This is a genomic window from Planktomarina temperata RCA23, assembly GCF_000738435.1.
Classification (GTDB): Bacteria; Pseudomonadota; Alphaproteobacteria; order Rhodobacterales; family Rhodobacteraceae; genus Planktomarina; species Planktomarina temperata.
Genome location: NZ_CP003984.1, coordinates 261,405 through 275,521, shown reverse-complemented (window position 1 = coordinate 275,521; position 14,117 = coordinate 261,405). Strand labels below are relative to the sequence as shown.

Annotated in this window: 13 protein-coding genes; 5 read left to right on the top strand and 8 right to left on the bottom strand. The window is 56.2% G+C overall.

Annotated features, from left to right (window positions below; genetic code table 11):
- The first annotated feature begins 16 nt into the window (after positions 1–16).
- Positions 17–1,942 (top strand): glycosyltransferase, encoded by a 1,926-nt coding sequence (locus RCA23_RS01250; RefSeq protein ID WP_052376965.1) that lies wholly within the window; start codon positions 17–19, stop codon positions 1,940–1,942.
- Here RCA23_RS01250 and RCA23_RS01245 read toward each other — a convergent pair.
- Positions 1,902–2,558 carry an FCD domain-containing protein gene (locus RCA23_RS01245; RefSeq protein WP_044048699.1) on the bottom strand — a complete coding sequence of 219 codons (657 nt, stop codon included), beginning with the start codon at positions 2,556–2,558 and terminating at the stop codon, positions 1,902–1,904. The genes RCA23_RS01250 and RCA23_RS01245 overlap by 41 nt on opposite strands.
- Positions 2,559–2,662: 104 nt before the next feature.
- Here RCA23_RS01245 and RCA23_RS01240 point away from each other — a divergent pair, with 104 nt between their 5' ends.
- Together RCA23_RS01240 and RCA23_RS01235 are read left to right on the top strand one after the other, a co-directional pair.
- On the top strand, positions 2,663–3,361 hold the full coding sequence (locus RCA23_RS01240) for a pyrimidine 5'-nucleotidase (protein WP_052377242.1): 699 nt from the start codon (positions 2,663–2,665) through the stop codon (positions 3,359–3,361).
- Positions 3,348–4,535 carry an FAD-dependent monooxygenase gene (locus tag RCA23_RS01235; protein ID WP_044051166.1) on the top strand — a complete coding sequence of 396 codons (1,188 nt, stop codon included), beginning with the start codon at positions 3,348–3,350 and terminating at the stop codon, positions 4,533–4,535. The genes RCA23_RS01240 and RCA23_RS01235 overlap by 14 nt, the downstream gene beginning before the upstream one ends.
- Before the next feature lie 7 nt (positions 4,536–4,542).
- Here RCA23_RS01235 and RCA23_RS01230 read toward each other — a convergent pair whose 3' ends face one another.
- The 3 genes from RCA23_RS01230 to RCA23_RS01220 all read right to left on the bottom strand — a co-directional run bounded on the left by RCA23_RS01230 (position 4,543) and on the right by RCA23_RS01220 (position 6,658).
- Complete coding sequence (locus RCA23_RS01230) at positions 4,543–5,676, bottom strand: aminotransferase class V-fold PLP-dependent enzyme (protein WP_044048698.1); 1,134 nt, start codon at positions 5,674–5,676, stop codon at positions 4,543–4,545.
- 74 nt (positions 5,677–5,750) lie between these two features.
- The gene (locus tag RCA23_RS01225) at positions 5,751–6,206 is read right to left on the bottom strand and encodes an Lrp/AsnC family transcriptional regulator (protein ID WP_044048697.1); all 456 of its coding nucleotides are present in this window, start codon (positions 6,204–6,206) and stop codon (positions 5,751–5,753) included.
- On the bottom strand, positions 6,203–6,658 hold the full coding sequence (locus RCA23_RS01220) for an Lrp/AsnC family transcriptional regulator (RefSeq protein ID WP_044048696.1): 456 nt from the start codon (positions 6,656–6,658) through the stop codon (positions 6,203–6,205). Before RCA23_RS01220 ends, RCA23_RS01225 begins: the two co-directional genes overlap by 4 nt.
- Positions 6,659–6,792: 134 nt before the next feature.
- On the opposite strand from RCA23_RS01220, the gene ilvC reads away from it, so the two are divergent.
- Together ilvC and RCA23_RS01210 are read left to right on the top strand one after the other, a co-directional pair.
- Positions 6,793–7,815 (top strand): ketol-acid reductoisomerase, encoded by a 1,023-nt coding sequence (gene ilvC / locus RCA23_RS01215; RefSeq protein ID WP_044048695.1) that lies wholly within the window; start codon positions 6,793–6,795, stop codon positions 7,813–7,815.
- 91 nt (positions 7,816–7,906) lie between these two features.
- Complete coding sequence (locus RCA23_RS01210) at positions 7,907–8,830, top strand: EamA family transporter (protein ID WP_044051165.1); 924 nt, start codon at positions 7,907–7,909, stop codon at positions 8,828–8,830.
- Here RCA23_RS01210 and folP read toward each other — a convergent pair.
- The 4 genes from folP to RCA23_RS01190 all read right to left on the bottom strand — a co-directional run bounded on the left by folP (position 8,802) and on the right by RCA23_RS01190 (position 14,031).
- Complete coding sequence (gene folP, locus RCA23_RS01205) at positions 8,802–9,788, bottom strand: dihydropteroate synthase (RefSeq protein ID WP_044048694.1); 987 nt, start codon at positions 9,786–9,788, stop codon at positions 8,802–8,804. The two genes, RCA23_RS01210 and folP, sit on opposite strands and share 29 nt — an antisense overlap.
- The gene (locus RCA23_RS01200; protein ID WP_044048693.1) at positions 9,785–10,711 is read right to left on the bottom strand and encodes a dihydroneopterin aldolase; all 927 of its coding nucleotides are present in this window, start codon (positions 10,709–10,711) and stop codon (positions 9,785–9,787) included. Before RCA23_RS01200 ends, folP begins: the two co-directional genes overlap by 4 nt.
- A 49-nt stretch (positions 10,712–10,760) precedes the next feature.
- Entirely contained in the window at positions 10,761–11,444 is a 684-nt protein-coding gene (locus tag RCA23_RS01195) for a cell wall hydrolase (RefSeq protein WP_044048692.1), read from the bottom strand.
- Positions 11,445–11,544: 100 nt separating this feature from the next.
- On the bottom strand, positions 11,545–14,031 hold the full coding sequence (locus RCA23_RS01190) for a putative PEP-binding protein (RefSeq protein WP_169701440.1): 2,487 nt from the start codon (positions 14,029–14,031) through the stop codon (positions 11,545–11,547).
- Positions 14,032–14,117: the final 86 nt, after the last annotated feature.

Below are 14,117 nucleotides of genomic sequence, written 5' to 3'. Positions count from 1 at the left end.
TTGAGGGAAGGTCACTTTGGATTACAACACTCCTTCTTCCCCCACCGGCGCATTGCACCCCCCCCGCACCGGTCATTGGGATCCGCCGGATTTGCTGGAGTTCCTGACTGAAGCGAACCTGCTGCCCCCCGCGGCCTATCTGCAATTGCAAAACCGCGATATGGATGGCAACGCCTCTGAGAGCGACACATTAATTTCCCTTGGCCTCATTGACGCGACCCGCTTGGCGCAATTGCAAGCGGAACGTTTGGGGGAGGGTTATATCGATCTCACCTATTTCCCACCGAACCCAGATTTGCTCAAAATTCTTGGTCCGGCCAACGCCCTGCAAATGGGTGTGTTGCCTTGGCGCCTGAGCGCAGATGTGACTGTCATCTTGACCGATCGGCCCGAACATTTTGATGAAAACCAATCCTATTTGCGCCAAATATTTGGCCCGCTGCGCCGCGCCTTTACCTGCCCGGATCAAATGAGATCCTACATCACCACCACCGAAGACGCGGCGCTGATCCATCGGGCAGAACACCGCGTTGCCGCGCGTGAAAGCTGCCGCGATCTGAATTTCAAAACCTTTCATGTTGCCCTGTGCAGCTTGATCGCGCTGGTTGCCCTGGCGGGTGCCTTCGCTCCTGCTATTACATTTTTGGTCTTCGCCCTGTGGGGAACCCTCACTTTGATCGCCAATATGGCGCTAAAACTCGCCACCGCGATGCTGTTTTTACATCACGGAGCGCTGGCCAATCTTAAATATAGGGGCCGCACAACCGATGCACCCCTGCCCAAAATATCCATCATGGTGCCCCTGTTTAAAGAGAGCGCAATGATGAGCCATCTGCTCACGCATCTGCGCCAACTCGACTATCCGAAAAATCTGCTACAGGTGATTTTGGTGATGGAACGCGATGACATCACCACAGCCAAGACCCTCGCTGGCGTCAAACTCCCGCCGTGGATCACCACGATCAACGTGCCAAACGGGACCATCAAAACAAAGCCGAGGGCACTCAACTACGCCTTGGATCACTGCCGAGGGTCGATCATTGGCGTCTATGATGCCGAAGATGCCCCCGAACCGGGCCAACTGCGCAAAGTGGCCCGCCATTTTGCCGAAAGCGACGAGAAATTGGCCTGCGTTCAGGGCACTTTGGATTTCTACAATTCGCGCTCCAATTGGTTGTCACGCTGTTTCACCATCGAATATGCCACTTGGTTTCGCATTGTGCTACCGGGTCTTGCCCGGCTCAAGCTCCCCGTGCCACTCGGTGGAACAACCCTATTTTTTCGCCGGCATATCCTGGAAAAGCTCGGTGGTTGGGACGCGCATAATGTCACGGAGGATGCAGACCTTGGCATTCGCCTAACACGTTTCGGCTATCACACAGAGCTCTTGCCCACCGTGACCCTTGAGGAGGCCAATTGCCGCGGCTGGCCGTGGATACGCCAACGCAGCCGCTGGCTCAAAGGCTATGCGGTCACCTGGGCGGTGCACATGCGCGCGCCAAAAACCCTGCTGCGGGACCTGGGTCTTTGGCAATTTTTTGGTGTGCAATTGCTCTTCGCAGGAACACTGTCACAATTTCTATTGGCCCCAGTGCTTTGGACCTTCTGGCTGGCCTTTCTTGCTCTGCCTCATCCCCTGACGGGCTTCATGCCAAGCTGGGCCTTCTACACTTTGGGCGGGATTTATTTGATGTCCGAGGTCATCAACATCATCGTTGGCATGCTGGCCTGCAATCAGGCCAAGCACCGCCATTTGCTCAAATGGGTGCCCAGCCTGCATTTCTATTTCCCGCTGGGATCTATGGCCGCCTATAAAGGCTTTCTAGAGTTGCTCTACAAACCCTTTTATTGGGACAAAACCGCCCATGGCATATCGCTTGCCACTGCTCCGGCCGCTCCCCTTACCAGGCCTGAGCGCCCGCATCATGTTTCAGGCGGGTGACGAAGGCCTCGCTCAAATGCCGCTTCACCGCCTCATAGGCCGCCGGCCCATCCCGATTCGAAATTGCCAAAACAATCGCCTGATGCTCGTCCAAGGCCACAGGTCCCCGCCCCTCGACGGCAAGGGAGGTCGTCGCAAGGAGCGCCATGGAGCGATAAACCAAATCCAGCTGTTGCACCAAAAACCGGTTGTGCGACGCCAAATGCAATTGCTTGTGAAACCTCTTATTCGAGCGCGCCAAAGCGGCGGCATCCGACACCCGCTCGCGGTCTGCATCAATCATTTGTTGCAGCACATTGATCTCTTCAACCGACGCATGTTGCGCCGCCAAACGTGCCGCCAGCCCCTCAAGCTCTGTGCGCACCACATAGAGCTCAGCCATTTGATTGTGATCCAAAGAGGCAACAATCAAACTCCGGCCATCACGGGTCAAAAGGCTCTGCGTCTCCAGCCTTTGCAGCGCCTCGCGGATCGGTGTGCGTGACACGCCAAAACGTTCGGCCAATTCACTTTCCACCAAGCGACTGCCGGGCTTGTAGATGCCCACGTCAATCGCCTCCAAAATCAATCCATAAGCGTCCCCTTGAACGGGTCGGGATGCAGATGTTTCTAGCATAAATCGGCTCCTTATCGATCCTTTCGTCAACTATGGGCGAGCTGGCCGCGCCTCGCAAGCGTTTCGCCATTGAACCTGCCGCGCTATTTGGTACCAATTGCCCCATGGATTTTGACCAGTTTTCCCATATCGACACTTGGATCTTTGATCTCGACAATACGCTTTACCCGCCTAAGGTCCGGCTTTTTGATCAGATTGAAGAAAAAATGCGCCTTTTTGTCTCTGATTTTCTGGATGTTAGCCTTGAAGAGGCGGATGTGTTCCGCGCGCAGTATTGGCGCAGTCACGGAACAACCCTAGCGGGAATGATGGACCAACATGCCATGCCACCCGAGGCATTTTTGCATTTTGTCCATGACATAGATTTTTCACCATTGCCGCATTCGGCAGAGCTTTCATCGCTGATCTCCGCCCTGCCGGGTCGGAAAATCGTCTATACCAATGGCACGGAACCCTATGCGCGCCAGGTATTGCAGGCGCGTGGCTTGGAGCAAAATTTTGAAGCCGTCTACGGGATAGAGCACGCAAGTTATCGGCCCAAACCCCATGCTGAGGCCTTCGCAGAGGTCTTTGCGCGCGCGGCAGTGACCCCGCATTCCGCCGCTATGTTTGAGGATGACTCCCGCAATTTGCAGGTGCCCGCAGGCCTTGGGATGCGGACGGTCTACATCTCTCCCGACAGGGTCGCACCTGATTACGTCGACGCCGCGCATCAAGATTTGGAGGCCTTCTTGTCGCAATTGGTCGCAGCTTGCTTTTCAAAGCCAAGCGGCAGATTACATGAAGCTCATGGCCATATATAAAGACATTATAATCTCTGGCGGCGGCATCGCCGGGCTGACCGCCGCTGTTGCCTTTGGCGAGGCTGGGTTCGAGGTGCTTGGCGTCGATCCCACCGCACCTGTCACCGACCGAAGCCACCAAGGCGCCGATCTGCGCACCACCGCCTATTTGCAACCCGCGCAGGCCTTTTTGCAGCAAATTGGTCTTTGGCCTTTGGTCGCAGACCGCAGCGCACCGCTTCAGATCATGCGCATTGTGGATGCAGCCGGGGAGGCATTGGTCCGTAAGGATTTTAACGCGGCCGATATTTCAGATGCGCCATTTGGCTGGAACCTGGGAAATTGGGACATGCGCGAGGGGCTTTTGACACGGCTGGGCGCCCTTCCGAATGTCGACTTTCAGCCCGGCATTTCGACAATCAGCAGTCAGACGCGCAGCACCGAAGCGCGCGTTACTCTGAGCTCTTCAGAGCGTGTCTGTTGCAAAATGCTGATTGCGGCCGACGGCCGCGATAGCCCCATTCGGCGCGCTGCAAAGATCCGCGCGAAACGCACAGATTTTGGTCAATTGGCATTAAGTTTTGCGGTGAGCCACGACATCCCGCATGAAAATATCTCGACAGAGGTTCATAAAGCGGGCGGGCCTTTCACCTTAGTACCCCTGCCCGATTTCAATGGCAAACCCTCCTCCGCTGTGGTGTGGATGGACCGCAACCGCGCGATAAAAGAGATGCAATCCCAATCCATAGAGGCCTTTAATGCGGCCATAACCGAGCGTTCCGCCGGTGTTTTGGGACAACTGGAGGTGATCACTGCGCGCACCGCCTGGCCGATCATCAGCCAACTGTCGGATCATTTTTTTGCCGAGCGCACCGCTTTCATTGCAGAAGCTGCGCATGTGGTGCCGCCGATTGGTGCGCAGGGCTTGAACCTAAGCTTGGGGGATATTGAGGCGCTGCTTGACCTTGCCAAGGCCGCACCGGCGCAGATTGGTGAGGCTGATATGCTAAAGCGTTACCATCAAGCCCGCCGGCCGATTGCGCAATCACGGGTGCTCGGCGTCGGGGCGCTGAACCGCGCCTCCAAGGCCGAGGGCCCCATCGCCGCCAAGGCCAGGGCCTTGGGGCTGGACGCGATCCACCGGATCACGCCCCTACGCCGCCAGCTCATGCAGTTGGGGCTGGGTATCCGCTAGCGCGGGCTTACGCGGCGAGGACTTGATCCAAAGCCTGCTCTAGACGCGCCACGCTGGCGTCTACATCATAGAGCTTATCAAGGCCAAACAATCCCAGACGGAAACTGCGATACTCCGGACCCTCGTCACATTGCAGCGGCACACCGGCCGCGATCTGCATCCCAAGCGCGGCAAAAGGTTTGCCAGATTGCATCTCTGGGCTGCTTGCGAAACTCACAACGACACCGGGGGCGCCAAATCCATCAGCGGCAACGGAGGCAATGCCGCGCTCCGCCAGGGCTGCACGCACCCGATTGCCTTGCTCCCATTGAGCATCGGCCAATTTGCCAAAACCGTAATCCTTGGTTTCGAGCATTGTATCGCGAAACCCGGTCAAAGCATCGGTTGGCATTGTGGCGTGATAGGCATGACCACCGGCTTCATAGGTCTCCATAATGGACAACCACTTGCCCAGATCCACAGCAAAGCTGTTGGACTGGCTGGCTTTCACCGCTGCAATTCCGGCCTCGGACAGCATCACCAATCCCGCAGATGGAGAAGCTGACCACCCCTTTTGCGGCGCGGAAATCAAGAAATCAACGCCGACAGCGCGCATGTCCACCCAAGCACAGCCTGAGGCGATACAATCCAGAACGAACAATCCGCCGTAACTATGCACCGCATCGGAGACCGCTTTGAGGTAGTCATCTGGCAAGATCAAACCCGCTGAGGTCTCGACATGTGGTGCAAAAACGACATCAGGTTGATCCGACAAAATCTTGGCCACAACCTCATCGATCGGCGCAGGGGCAAAGGCCGCCTGCGCGCCATTGCCCACCCGCCGGGCCTTCATGACCGTTTCGCTGGCAGGAATTGAGCCGGCTTCAAAAATCTGGGTCCAGCGATAGGAAAACCATCCATTGCGCAGCACCATAACATTTTTGCCCACAGCAATCTGCCGCGCAACCGCTTCCATCCCATAGGTACCGCCGCCGGGAATCACAGCGACGCCATCGGCAGAATACACCTCTTTTAGAATGGATGAGATATCACGCATCACACCCTGAAATTTCGCGCTCATATGGTTGAGCGAGCGATCTGTAAACACAACAGAATATTCAAGCAGGCCATCTGGATCTACGGTATCAAGCAAAGCGGTCATTTGGGCATCTCCTTTAAGGTTGGCCCATTATAAAAACCTTGGCCACAGGATGCACGGTCTATTTTGGTATGCATCTAGAGCGGGCCAAGCAGACGCTCTTCACTCAAAAGCACATTCGCCTCCACATCGCCGATACCGCGCACGGTCATAATGCGGTGGCGCAGGACCCGCTCAAAGTCCGAAATATCCCGCGCCACAACCCGCAAGCGGTAATCATAGCGCCCGAGCACATGCTGAACGGTTTGCACCTCCGGGATGGCCGTGACGGCACGTTCAAAATCCTCAAGGCTGACCTGCCCGCGCGTGGCCAGTTTTACGCCCAAAAAAACCGTGACCCCGAATCCCAATGCCTCGACATTGAGATCCACCCGACGACCGGCCAGAACCCCCGCAGCCTGCAACCGCTTAATGCGCCGCCAGGTGGCCGGCTGGCTCAACCCCAATTGACGGCCCAAAACACCTGCCGATTGGGTGTCATCCCGCGACAAAGCCCGCAGAAGCGCAAAATCCTTGTCATCCCAGGCACTCATAGGGGCAGAGCTTCCGCAGTTTTCAGCGTCGCCACATGCATCAATGCCTCGAGCTCCGCGATATGTGGCAGATTGAGAATCTCACTGCGATACAGCTTTTGATAATCTGGCATGTCTTTCGCAATCACCGAAAGGCGCACATCCACGCGGCCCGAAAAGGTTTGTATGGCAATCACTTGTTTGATCCGGCGTGCTGCGGCTAGAAACTCATCAAAAGCCTTTGAATTTGTTTTGTCCAAAGTAAAACGCAGGCTGACCTCAACCCCATACCCCAACACCGCCCAATCAATCACCGCGTGCAAACCGCGCAATACGCCGTCTGCCTTCAACCGATCCAATCGGCGCGCCACAGTGGCCGGCTGAGAGCGGCAGCGTTCCGCCAGCTCCGATAGCGGTGCTGTAGGGTCAGATTGTAAAAACCGCAAAATGCGTCGATCAAGATCATCAAGCATGAAATTTTCATATATTAAAATAATACGAATTAAAACATGTATAATGCCGTTTTATTTAGCAAAATACATCCTTACGCTTGCGGTTCAAACTGATAGACACGCTCCAGAACACCCAACTATGAAAGGACGCCAAAATGCGCGTTTATTATGATCGCGATTGCGATGTAAATTTGATCAAAGACAAAAAAGTCGCCATCCTCGGCTACGGCAGCCAAGGCCATGCCCATGCGCTAAACCTGCGTGACAGCGGTGCAAAAAACCTGGTTGTGGCGCTGCGTGAAGGCTCTGCCTCTATCGCAAAGGCTGAAGGCGAAGGCCTGAAAACCATGGGCATCGCCGAAGCTGCCGCTTGGGCTGATGTCATCATGTTCACCATGCCGGATGAATTGCAGGCCGAAACTTACAAAAAATATGTCCACGACAATATCAGTGAAGGCGCTGCCATTGCATTTGCCCACGGCTTGAACGTGCATTTTGGCCTGATTGAGCCAAAAGAAGGCATCGACGTCATCATGATGGCGCCAAAGGGTCCGGGCCACACTGTGCGCGGCGAATACACCAAAGGCGGCGGCGTGCCCTGCCTTGTTGCCGTAGACAAAGACGCCTCTGGCAAAGCTTTGGAAATCGGCTTGTCCTATTGCTCCGCCATCGGTGGCGGCCGCTCAGGCATCATCGAAACCAACTTCCGTGAAGAATGCGAAACCGATCTCTTTGGTGAACAAGCAGTTCTGTGCGGCGGCTTGGTTGAGCTGATCCGCATGGGTTTTGAAACTTTGGTCGAAGCGGGCTACGCGCCAGAAATGGCTTATTTCGAGTGTCTGCACGAAGTGAAATTGATTGTGGATCTGATTTATGAAGGCGGCATTGCCAACATGAACTACTCCATCTCCAACACTGCGGAATATGGTGAATATGTCTCCGGTCCACGGATCTTGCCTTACGACGAAACCAAAGCCAAGATGAAAGCGGTTCTGACCGACATTCAAAACGGCAAATTTGTGCGTGACTTCATGGCTGAAAACGCAGTTGGCCAGCCCTCTTTCAAAGCCACACGCCGCATCAACGATGAGCACCAAATCGAAGCCACAGGCGAGAAACTGCGCGCTATGATGCCTTGGATTTCTGCTGGTAAAATGGTCGATAAATCCAAGAACTAGGCTTGTGATGGGCTATGGCTCACATTAGACCTTGGGGGCGCGGCGCGACTGGCCGGGCCCCTTTTCTTTTGCCTTCCACGAAAGCGCGCGCATGACATCTCCCGGAGTGATCAATTGGCTTCGTATTGCCTTTATCGCAATGATTTGGGGCGGCGCCTTTATGGTGGTGCGTATGGCGCTGCGTGATTTCCAACCGCTGACCCTGGCGGCAGGGCGGATCACCATCGGCGCCATCGCGCTCTATGGCCTGATGCGTTGGCGCGGCATTGCTTTGCCCAGCTTCAAAGACATCGCCCTCTGGCGCTTTGTCCTTTTGGTTGGGCTGCTGTCCAGCGCAATCCCCTTCGCACTGCTCAGTTGGGGCCAACAACATGTGCCCTCCGCCTTTGCCGGCATGACCATGGCAGCGCTGCCTATTTTCGTTTTGCCGCTGGCTCATTTCTTTGTGCCGGGCGAGCGGATTTTTTTACGCAAACTCATCGGCTTTGGCGTGGGTTTCCTGGGCGCCATGCTCCTGATCGGCACAAGCGGGCTTGGCGTGGCAGAAGGTCCCGTGGAAACGCTGGCGCGTTTCGCCTGCGTGGCGGCCGCTTTCTGCTATGCCTGCGGATCTATCGCCACGCGACAATGCCCGCCGATTAATGAGCTGGCCCTCTCCACCGGCTCGCTCATTTTGGCCGCTATGGTCTTACTGCCGATCGCCCTGCTGGTCGAAGGCCCGCCCAACCTGCCCAGTATCTCGGGTTTACTCGCGATTGGCTATCTGGGCCTCATTCCCACCGCATTGGCCTTTATCATCAAAGTTGCCGTGATCCGAAGCGCGGGGCCCTCATTCATGACACTCACAAATTACCAAGTCCCCGTTTGGTCCGTACTCGCGGGCAGCCTCTTTCTAGGGGAAACCCTTCCGGCGACACTCTTTGTCGCTCTGGCTTTGATCTTGTTGGGGGTGGCGATTATTCAAGCAGGTGTCTTGCGCCGCATCTTCAACCGCGGACAGCCGCCCAAAGTTTGAGCGCCTGAACCGTTTCGCGCACGTCATGCACACGCAAGATCTGCGCGCCTTGCCCAGCGGCGGCCAGGGCCACCGCAACCGAGCCTGCCATACGGTCCTGCGCCTTCTCTGCGCCAGAAATCGTGCCAATAAAGCGCTTGCGGGACGCGCCCAAGAGAATGGGGCACCCTAAGCCGTGGAATACCGCAAGACCGCGCAATAGCGCCAAATTATGCTCCAAGGTTTTCCCAAACCCAATGCCGGGATCAACAATAATATTTTGCCGCAAAATACCCTGTGACAGCGCAAACTCTATCCGTGCGGCCAAATAATCATAGACATCGAGTAGGACATCTTCGTAATCCGCCTTTTGCTGCATCGTTTTGGGATCACTGGGTGCGTGCATCAGGCACAGTGGCGCGCCACTGCGGGCCGCCACCTGCGCCATCTCACTGTCAAAACTCAAAGCAGAGACATCATTGATCCAATCGACGCCCGCCTCCAACGCGGCCGCCGCCACAGGCGCTTTGCGCGTATCAATTGACAAAGGCAAAGACGACACCTGCCGCAGATCAAGAATGGTGGGCTTGGTCCGGGAGATTTCCTCCTCCAATGCCACCAGATCGGCGCCGGGCCGGGTGCTTTCGCCCCCGATGTCAATAATATCTGCCCCCTCTTGCAGCAAGCGCACAGCATGGGCGCGCGCGCTTGCAGGGTTGCCAAATTGCCCACCATCGGAAAAACTATCCGGCGTGGTGTTCAAAATACCCATGACCTGCGGCCCTGCGCTTGCTTTTGTCCCCAAATCAGAACGCGCAGAGGTTAATCGATGCAATATGTCTTGCGGCACCTCATCGGCAGATATGAGCGCCGCCCGCCCCTGCCGCGATAGAACTTCAACCTTGGAAAAACGGCACCAGCCCCCTGCAAGCACATGCGTGCCCTGCTCTTCGACCAAGGGCCGATAATACAGCGTCATAGCAATGCCAAATCTGCCTGAGCCTGGCGGGCAATAGGCAAATTCCCTGTCGGAGTTGCGCCGACAAATACCAGCTGCGCGGCCTGCATTTCCTGCGCAAACCATTCGACCAGAGCAGAAATATCGACCATATCTGTTGGCGGACCATCGACGGCGTCCAAAACGATCTTTGACGGCGCCCAGAGGCTGATCTGGTCGTGGCGCATCCCCCAATCCAATTCTGTCTTGGTTCCCACCACCACACAGCGCGGATCGTGGCTGGCAAAAATCCAAGCATTTTGTTCAATCGCCAAAAGATCAATACGGCGCTGAACCATACGATGCGCCGCCACCTGCGGCGCTCTCGCCTCGGGCATGCCGACGCATATGATGACCGGGCGGGTGTTGTCTTCAGCCGCAGAGAGCCAGGCCTCCAAATGCCCCTCGTCGATCACATTATTTGCCAAAAATAGAACAATCGGATGCGGCGTTTCTTCGAGTCCCCGAAGGTTCGCATCAAAGACGCATGACTTTGAACGTACAATCTCCACACCCAAATTGCCGGGCCCACGATCCAGCTTTTCAATCCGCACAAAGACCCGCTGCGCTTGCGGCGCGAGCAATATACGCTCTGCAACACGTTCCGCCAAAGTTTCCAGCAAATTCAAGCGCTCTTCGGATAGGGCCGCTTCTATGGCCTCTGTGACCCGATCATAAGACAGAATGCGATCCACATCATCGTCGATCTCATCGCTCAAGGGCTGCACTTCCACCACCACATCAAACCGAATACGTTGCGTGGTGCCGCGTTCAGCTTGGAACGCACCAATTTCAACGGTCAGAATGTGGTCGCGTACAGAAATTCTGTCACAAGGCGCCTCTGCTGTCGCCTCTGACCGGGCGGAGGGATGAGCAAAAGCATGTTTTAGATCATCATCGGTCATTTTCGGCCTCTTGCCTTTTCCTCTTGCCCCGTCGGGCGTAGCGCAAACATTATTTCTCAGCAACGCGTCTAACGGGTTTATAGAATTTGTGTACCCCGATTGTGGCCACATGCTGAAAACTCCGCGCCCAAGACGGGGAAATGAAAGTGGCGTGATAAAAAGTGGCTCCTTTGGTCAAAGGCCGTGTCTTGCGGTCCATCGATACCCGCGCAACGCGTTTGGCTTTATCATAGGCTGACCCATTGGCGATATATTCCAACTTGCCATCACAATTATAACTAAATTGGCACGCATGTTTGCGCCCCGTGCCTTGGCGCACCACTTTGCAAATGCTGTTTGGAAACTTTGGGCTGTCGACGCGATTGAGAATCACTTCCGCCACCGCAAATTGCCCTTCGACCGGTTCCCCGCGCGCTTCGAAATAAATCGCTTCCGCCAAACAAGCCCATTGCTTGCCGCCAGTTGGCTTTGCCAAACTGCGCAGCCAGCGGCCAGAATATCGCACCTTAGAGCCCTTTGGACGCTCTTCAGGGCGCGGGGAAGTCAACACAGCGACGCGGCTCAAGGGCATTGCCGACACCATAGCATTTTCATGGCGCAGGGCGGCTTCTAACTGCACCGATGGAACTGCAGCGGATCGATCACTGGCCATGCCCGGCTGCAGGGCGAAAACCTGCAAAGCCAGCCCAATACAGATCGACATGACCGCGGTGCGTGAAGCTCCAAACCCCATTTATACCACTCCCAACAATTCGGGATGCTTTACTCAAATATGAGGGCTTCGTCCAGCGACCGCATAATTTGCGCAAAGCGATTTAATAAATGATTTTGAATCAGTTCTTTATCTTATCTGCAATAGCACATTGCGCAGCGGCCAGACGGGCAACGGGCACACGAAACGGCGAGCAAGACACATAGGTGAACCCACATTGCCGGATAAAGGCAATCGCCTCCGGATCGCCCCCATGCTCCCCACAGATGGACAGGACCACTTCAGGCCGCGCAGCTCGGCCACGCTCGGCTCCAAGCGTCAGCAACTCGCCGACACCTTCTTTGTCCAAGCGGTGAAACGGATCTTCTTCATAGACCCCCTGCTGAACATAAGAGGACATAAACCGCCCCGCATCATCGCGCGACAACCCATAGGTCATCTGTGTCAAATCATTGGTGCCAAAGCTCAAAAACTGCGAATAGGCGGCAATTTCACCGGCTCGCAAAGCCGCACGCGGGGTTTCGACCATGACCCCAAGAGAATAGCTAAAGCTTTGTCCACGTTCGACCCGCACCGCGGCGGCGGCGGCATCAATGCGCGCTTTGACCAATTCAACCTCACGACAGGCCGAGACCAATGGAATCATAATCTCTGGTGAGGCATCAACGCCACTGTCGATCGCCGCTTCAAATATCGCCCGCGCCTGCATCTCGTAGATTTCGGGAACCGTGATCCCAAGCCGCACCCCGCGCAGACCGAGCATCGGGTTATATTCCGACAATTGCTCCACCCTTTCGGTCACCCGCGACAGTGGCAGGCTGAGAGCTTCGGCCAAATCGCGCAACCCGCTACGATCGGCAGGCAAAAACTCGTGCAAAGGCGGGTCAAGCAACCGAATGCAAACCGGGCGCCCCTCCATTATTTGGAACAATTCGGTGAAATCGGCCCGTTGCATGGGCAAGAGTCGTTCCAAAGAAGCGGCGCGGTCCGCTTCGTTTTCCGCAAAAATCATCTCCCGCATCACAGTTAAGCGGTCCGCTTCAAAGAACATATGCTCACTGCGGCACAGGCCAATGCCGTCCGCCATAAAATTTTTGGCCGTTTGCGCATCACGCGGCGTATCCGCATTGGCTCTGATCCCAATATCGCGCAACTCATCTGCCCAGCCCAGTAAGGTTGTGACAGCGGTGTTGAGACCGGCTTCCACCGTCTCCACATGCCCCACCAATACCTCACCATGGGTGCCGTCCACAGTGATGACATCCCCTTCGCGCAAAATCTGTTGGTTGCGACCAATGACCGTCTTCTTTTGCCCGTCGATGCGCATGTCCGAGGCGCCAACCACGCAGGGTAAGCCAAGACCACGCCCGATCACTGCGGCATGGCTTGTGACCCCGCCCCGTTCGGTGAGAACCGCAACCACAGAGTGCATGCCGCGAATATCTTCTGGACCGGTTTCACGACGCACCAAAACAGCCGCCTCGCCGCGCGCGGCACTGGCTTGCGCGTCGGAGGCTGTAAAGACGATCTTTCCGGTCGCCGCCCCGGGGCTTGCGGCAATCCCCTTGGCCAATACGCTGCGCGGTGCATTGGGCGCCACTTGCCGGTGCAACAGTTCAGACAAAGCCTTTGGGTCAACCCGCATAAGGGCATCTTCGCGCGGGATGATCCCGTCGCGGGCCAGGTCCACGGCAATATGCACCGCTGCGCTTGAAGATCGCACGATACGCACCGCATCCAAAATCGCCAGCTTGCCACTTTCGAGCGTGAATTCAATTTGCATCTCTTCACGCAGGCGCTGCCGGGCCAAAACTGAATAGTCCAAAAGCTGTTTAAAAGCCTCGGGGCAGGTTTCTTCAAAGGACGGGCCACGCGGATCCTTGGTCAGATATAAAGATCCAACCTGACGATCCAAAGCCTCCCGCCCCTGAGATTGTCGCAGGTAGCGCCCGTGAATCTCGGGCAGGCCCGTGTCGGACGAGGCAAATTGTATCACACCCGAGCCACATTCGCCGCGGCCAACCCCAATGGCCATCGCCTGAACGACAAGCCCAAGCCCCGCATCCGCGGGGGCACCCTTCGCCTGGCGCAAAAGCCGGGCACTGGTGCCTTCCCAAGCCCGAGCCATAGAGCGCAACACATGGGCCAATTGCACATCCACCTCCTGCGGGAAGGGCTCATCGGCCTCGTCGCAATAGGTGGTCAAAGCCTTCATCACATCGCCCGCGGTCGGCGTTTCAGGATCATCGAAAGCGTCTGGATCCAGCCGCGCCACATGGGTCGCATAGGCGTTGATAAACCGCAGATAGAGGGTGGCCGCCGCCGTTTCACCGTGGCTTTCGCAGAGCTCTGAGAATTTCCGATCATTCATGCCAATATTCAAAATCGCGCCCGGCCCACCCCAATCAGGGCTTCCAGAAGACGGCCGCACGGAGAGCAAGGGCGCCGCGCCGAAATGTGGCAGGACCAAGCCAAGATCCAAAGCATGGCCCTGTGCCAAATCATGCACCGCCTTAAAGGAAAGGGCGACCGTTGTTGGAACCGGCATATCCAGCCGGATCAGGCGCTGCGCGCATTTGGCCCGCCCGCCATAGGCGGCGGCGGTCATTGGGGCTGTATTGGTAACCAATACAACAGGGGCGAAAGTTTGATCGTTCTGCACTGCGGCATCCTCATGTTCTGCTGCAGCATAGG